The 5,460-nt window shown below is 73.6% G+C and carries 5 protein-coding genes and 2 pseudogenes; 5 read left to right on the top strand and 2 right to left on the bottom strand.

The genetic code is table 11. The features are described 5' to 3' along the window. Positions 1-19: 19 nt before the first annotated feature. From AOK16_RS22445 to AOK16_RS22430, 4 genes and pseudogenes are all read left to right on the top strand, one after another. Positions 20-1,522: an MFS transporter gene (locus tag AOK16_RS22445; RefSeq protein WP_055473978.1), complete on the top strand. Its 1,503-nt coding sequence runs from the start codon at positions 20-22 to the stop codon at positions 1,520-1,522. 56 nt (positions 1,523-1,578) lie between these two features. Then, on the top strand, positions 1,579-2,067 hold the full coding sequence (locus AOK16_RS22440; RefSeq protein WP_240483699.1) for a hypothetical protein: 489 nt from the start codon (positions 1,579-1,581) through the stop codon (positions 2,065-2,067). Between the two features lie 104 nt (positions 2,068-2,171). Further along, positions 2,172-2,798, top strand: a pseudogene (locus AOK16_RS22435) (futalosine hydrolase); the annotation flags it as partial. A 242-nt stretch (positions 2,799-3,040) separates the two neighbouring features. Then, a complete protein-coding gene (locus AOK16_RS22430) occupies positions 3,041-3,931 on the top strand; it encodes a 1,4-dihydroxy-6-naphtoate synthase (protein WP_055473976.1) in 891 nt (296 codons plus the stop codon). A gap of 138 nt (positions 3,932-4,069) precedes the next feature. Here the strand turns inward: AOK16_RS22430 and AOK16_RS29020 are convergent, their stop codons facing one another. After that, entirely contained in the window at positions 4,070-4,453 is a 384-nt protein-coding gene (locus AOK16_RS29020) for a cold-shock protein (RefSeq protein ID WP_055473975.1), read from the bottom strand. Between the two features lie 169 nt (positions 4,454-4,622). Between AOK16_RS29020 and AOK16_RS22420 the strand changes: the two genes are divergently transcribed. Then, positions 4,623-4,907 (top strand): hypothetical protein, encoded by a 285-nt coding sequence (locus AOK16_RS22420; protein ID WP_055473974.1) that lies wholly within the window; start codon positions 4,623-4,625, stop codon positions 4,905-4,907. 404 nt (positions 4,908-5,311) lie between these two features. Here the strand turns inward: AOK16_RS22420 and AOK16_RS28715 are convergent. Continuing rightward, positions 5,312-5,460: pseudogene (locus AOK16_RS28715) on the bottom strand (HAD family hydrolase); the annotation flags it as partial.

The following is a 5,460-nucleotide window of genomic DNA, read 5'->3' as shown; positions in this document are numbered from 1 at the left end:
CCCCCACCCCCCGCCCAACGTGCGGCACTATGACGGGGTGGCAGGCGAGTGGTCGTCCGCGGCCGGGAGAACAGCAGGTCCGCTCGGCCGCATCGGTGCGGCCGTCGGGCGGGTGCTCCAATGGCCCTTCACCGCCACGGCCCGCGGTATCCGCCGCGCCACCCACGCGCACGGCGCGGGCGAGTCCGGCCTCGGCAAGCTGATCGAGCTGCACATGGTCAACGGCGCGGGCGACATGCTGATCACCATCGCCCTCGCCTCCACCGTCTTCTTCTCCGTACCGACGGACGAGGCGCGCGGCCGGGTCGCGCTCTACCTCGCGATCACCATGGCCCCCTTCACCCTCCTCGCCCCCGTGATCGGCCCGATCCTCGACCGCTTCCCGCACGGCCGCCGCGCGGCCATGGCGGGCGCGATGCTCGCGCGGGCGCTGCTCGCGCTGACCCTGTCCGGCGCCGTCGCCACCGGCGGCATCGAGCTGTACCCGGCCGCACTCGGCGTCCTGGTGGCCTCCAAGGCGTACGGGGTGGTGCGCAGCGCCGTCGTCCCCCGCCTGCTCCCGCCCCGCTTCGCCCTCGTGAAGGCGAACTCCCGGGTGACGCTCGGCGGTCTGCTCGCGACCGGAGTCGCGGCGCCGGTCGGCGCGGGTCTCCAGGCGATCGGCCCGAGGTACCCGCTGTACGGCGCGTGCGCCGTCTTCGCACTCGGCACGTACCTCGCGTTCACGCTGCCGCACAAGGTCGACTCCGCGAAGGGCGAGGCGAAGGCCCGGTTCATCGAACACCCCCACCCCACCCGTCACATGGGCCTCAAGGGAGAGCACCTGGAGGAGCCGGGGGCCGAGCGGGGCCGCCTCCCCCACGGCCCCGCCTGGCTCCTCCGGCTCCGCCCCGGCGGCGTGGAGAGCAAGGCCAGGCCGAAGAAGCCCGGCCTGCGGACCGTCGGCCCCTCGGTGTTCCACGGCCTGGAGGCCAACGCCGTACACCGCGCCCTCTCCGGCTTCCTCATCTTCTTTCTGGCGTTCCTGCTGCGCGAGCACCCGCTGGGCGGGCACAGCGCGGCCGTCTCACTGGGGGTCGTGGGGGTCGCGGCCGGCGCGGGGAACGCGATCGGCACGGCGGTCGGCGCCTGGTTCAGGTCGCGTACGCCGGAGCGCATCATCGCCGCCGTGCTCGGACTGGCGCTGGGCGCCGCCCTGTTGGCGGCCGTGTTCTTCAACCCGGTGACGATCGTGATCCTCACCGCGGCGGCCGGGTTCACCCAGGCGCTGTCCAAGCTGTCGCTGGACGCGCTGATCCAGCGCGACGTGCCCGAGGAGGTGCGCGCCTCCGCGTTCGCCCGCTCCGAGACGCTGCTGCAGATGGCGTGGGTGGTGGGCGGCGCGATCGGCATCTCGCTGCCGCTGAGCCCCGTACTCGGCATGGCCGTGGCCTCGGCACTGCTCGCCGCCGGGGCGTTCGCGACCGTACGAGGGCTGCTGACGGCCGCCAGGCGCGGCACGCCGCACCCCCGCGTGGCGTGAGAAGGGGCGGCAGATAGCCTTCGCGCATGACGTGTGCCCCGCGGCAGAGCCGCACCTTGACTCAGCATCGGAGCAGGACCCGCCGCACCGCGATCGCCGCCGGTGCCGTCGCCCTCGGGCTCGTCGCCCTCTCGGCGTGCGAGAAGCCGTCCCCCAAGGCGACCGTCACGGTGGGCTCGAACTCCGTCTCCGCCGAGGCCACCTGCTACGACAAGGGCGAGAAGCTGTCCCAGAAGGCCCTGACGGACTGCATCGGCTCGAAGTCCGGCCACAAGCTCACGGTCCACGACGGGCAGCGGGTCCGGATCGGCGTCGACCCGGAGGTCGCGGAGTCGGGCTGGGCCATGGTCGTCAACGGCCAGGGCACGATGTCCGAGGCCAGCAGGGACACGTACCGCTCCTTCGACTTCGACGAGGTCTTCGCCCCGCAGCAGAGCGCCACCGGCACCTCGGGCGTCCCGAGGACCGCACAGATCGCGATCATCGAGGTCGACAAGTCGGGCCAGGCGAAGGGTGTGTGGCAGTACACCCTCGACCGCGCCTGACTGCCCCGCCCGACCAGCCCGCCTGATCGACCCGCCTGACCGACTCGCCCGACCGACCCGGCTCCAGGCGAACGTTCCCGGCCAGAGGAGTGCCCGTGCCCGGCATGCGCGTCCTCGTCGTGACCGCCGTGCAGGCGGAAGCGGACGCGGTGACGGCCGGGCTGGCGTCCGCCGACGTCCTCGCCGCCGATGTTCTTGCCGCCGGCGTCGGGCCCGCCGCCGCCGCGGCCGGGACCTCTGCGGCGCTGACTTCGAAGGCCCTCGCCGGGAACCCCTACGAGCTCGTGGTCTCCGCCGGGATCGGCGGAGGCTTCACCGGAGTGGCGCCCGTGGGCAGCGTGGTCGTCGCGGAGGAGATCGTCGCCGCCGACCTGGGCGCCGAGACCCCGGACGGCTTCCGGTCCGTGGACGAACTCGGCTTCGGCCGGACCGTCCACCTCCCGCCCGGCGCACGCGCCCGGCGCGTAGCCGAGGCGCTGGGCGCCGTGCACGCGCCCGTACTCACCGTCTCCACCGTGACCGGCTCCGCCGAGAGCGCCGCCGCGCTGCTCGCGCGCCATCCGCGCGCCGCCGCCGAGGCGATGGAGGGCTTCGGGGTCGCCGAGGCCGCCGCCGCGCACGGCGTACCGGTGCTGGAGATCCGCGCGATCTCGAACGCCGTCGGCCCCCGCGACCGCGCGGCCTGGCGCATCCCCGACGCGCTCGCGGCGCTGACCGAGGCCCTCGCCCGATTCGGCAAGCTGATCACCCCGACCACGACGACCTACCCGACGACGACCGCCGACCCGGCCACCGGCGTCGACCCGGCCACCGGCGAAGACGCGGCCACCGCCGACGAAGCCATCACGGACGGAGTCATCGCGGCCGAGGCCACCACGGACGAGGCGACCACGGACAAGGCCACCGCAGGCGAGGCCACCGCAGGCGAGGCCACCGCGGCCGAGGCCACCGGACCCACCGAGGAGGAGTCCCGATGAGCGACCCGCGCGACCTCCAGGGCAGTGACGAGGGCAGCCATGCCCCGCTCTCCATCGCGTACTCGCCCTGCCCCAACGACACCTTCGTCTTCCACGCCTGGGCGCACGGGCACGTCCCCGGCGCCCCCGCGCTCGACGTCACCTTCGCCGACGTGGACATCACCAACGGCCTGGCCGAGCGCGGCGAACTGGACGTGCTCAAGGTGTCGTACGGGACGCTGCCGTGGATCCTCGACACGTACGCGCTGCTGCCCTGCGGCGGGGCGCTGGGCCGCGGCTGCGGGCCGCTGGTCCTCACGCGCGAGCCGGGCGCGCCCGCGGACCTGGCCGGCCGCACGGTCGCCGTGCCGAGCGAGCGCTCGACCGCGTACCTGCTGTTCCGGCTGTGGGCCACCGAGCAGGTGCCGGGCGGGGTCGGCGAGGTCGTGGTGCTGCCGTTCCACGAGATCATGCCCGCCGTGCGGGACGGCAAGGTCGACGCCGGACTCGTCATCCACGAGGCCCGCTTCACGTACCAGAACTACGGCCTGCACCGGCTCGCCGACATGGGCGAGCACTGGGAGGCCACCACCGGCCTGCCCATCCCGCTCGGCGCGATCGTCGCCCGGCGCGACCTCGGCGCGGAGCGGCTGCGCGAACTGGCGGCGGCGGCACGCGACTCGGTGCGGATGGCGTGGGCCGACCCGGAAGCCTCACGCGACTACGTGATGGAGCACGCGCAGGAGATGGATCCGGATGTCGCGGACCAGCACATCGGGCTGTACGTCAACGAGTTCACAGCCGGCCTCGGCGACGAGGGCTACGCGGCCGTGCGGGCCCTGCTCACACGCGCCGCGGTCGAGGGGCTCGTACCGCCCCTCGACCGCGAGGCACTCGACTTCGTCTGATTTCTTCCGCTTCGTCCGAGTTCTTCCACGCCGCGCTCTCGTGATGCGCCGTGCTCTCGTGACCGTGCTGCGCCGTGCTACTGCTCTCGTAGTGCGCCGTGCTCTCGTGACGGCTACCCGTTCAACTGGCCGTGACGGCTACACATCCAACTGGTCGGCCACCGCGCGCAGCATGCCCGCGATCTTGTGACCGTGGGCCTTGTCGGGGTAACGGCCGCGCTCGAGCTGCTGCGAGACGCTCTCCAGCAGCGTCGTGAGGTCCTGGACGATCGACGCGAGCTCGTCCGGCTTGCGGCGCTGTGCCGCGGCGACCGACGGGGCCGGGTCGAGGAGGGTCACCGAGAGCGCCTGGTCCCCGCGCTGACCGGCGACCACGCCGAACTCCACGCGCTGGCCGGGCTTGAGCGCGTCCACTCCCTCGGGCAGCACGGAGGAGTGCACGAAGACGTCGCCGCCGTCGTCCCGGGAGAGAAAGCCGAAGCCCTTCTCGCTGTTGAACCACTTGACCTTGCCGGTAGGCACGTCTGTCCTCGTCCTCGTACTCGTCGTGGAAACCAGAACAAAACAGCTCTGGATAGCACTACAGCGGGCTGCCGAGCCCGCCGCCTCCAAGGCTAATGGTCCCGTGCCTGGTGACAAGACGGCACCGGGTGGTCCCGTTCCGATCCTGGAGCGGACCTACCCTGGTCGGGTGACTGACGAAACCCGGCGCGAGAGCGCCCACTCCGCACCCGGCACAGCCTCCGGCGCGGGCGACCGGCTCGTACGCGCGGGCGCGATCGTGTTCCTGATCGGCGCGATCGCCACCCTGGCGACGGTGGCGCCCCTGTTCCTGGGCTCCGAACCCCTCCCGTCCGCCGCCTACTTCGTCTCCATGCTCATGGGCGCGGGCTTCGCGATCGCAGGGGCGGGGGTGCTGCGGTCCGCCGCGGCGCAGAGGCGCGAGGCGCGCGGGGCACGGGGCGCGGCGGCGTAACACCGGACCGCGCGGGGCCCGGAGGCGCAACGGGACGGCGCGTGCCGCGTGCCGACGGAGATGGCGCGCTCCGACGTCATGCGGCGCGTGCCGACGGAATTACGGCGCGTTTCCGACGTCGTGTGGCGCGTTCTGGCACCGGGTCGGCGCGTTCTGACGCCGGTCGGCGCGTTCCAACTCCGGTCGGCGGCGCGGTACACACACCCAGCGGCCGGGCCGCAGTCGACCGCGCTGTGAGCCTTACGCCGGGGACCCCGACCCGGCATCGGCATCGGCGCCCGCGTCGGTGTCGGTGTCGGTGTCGGTGCCTTCGGCTCCTGAGTGGACCCTGCCCCGGATCGGGAGCCAGCTCCGGGTTCGGATCGGGCCACGTCCCCGGGCCGCCCGTGTCGTGCGGGCCGCCGCTCAGCGGCGTAGGCATCCAGCCAGGCCGGGAAGTCGGCCAACCCGCCGGGCAGTACGACGTCGGCGCCCGCCGCGCGCAGCTCCGCCTCGTCGCAGGGTCCGGTGGGGACCGCCACGGACAGCGCGCCCGCGGTGCGCGCCCCGCGTA

Origin of the sequence: Streptomyces pathocidini (assembly GCF_001418495.1) — a bacterium.
In the GTDB taxonomy this organism is placed as follows: Bacteria; Actinomycetota; Actinomycetes; order Streptomycetales; family Streptomycetaceae; genus Streptomyces; species Streptomyces pathocidini.
The sequence above is the reverse complement of the archived record's forward strand: the minus strand, read 5'-3'. Positions and strand labels throughout refer to the sequence as shown.

Bases quoted from the DNA above. Each gene is read 5' to 3' on its own strand.
- AOK16_RS22430 (WP_055473976.1), top strand. From the start codon at position 3,041: ATGAGCGACCCGCGCGACCTCCAGGGCAGTGACGAGGGCAGCCATGCC.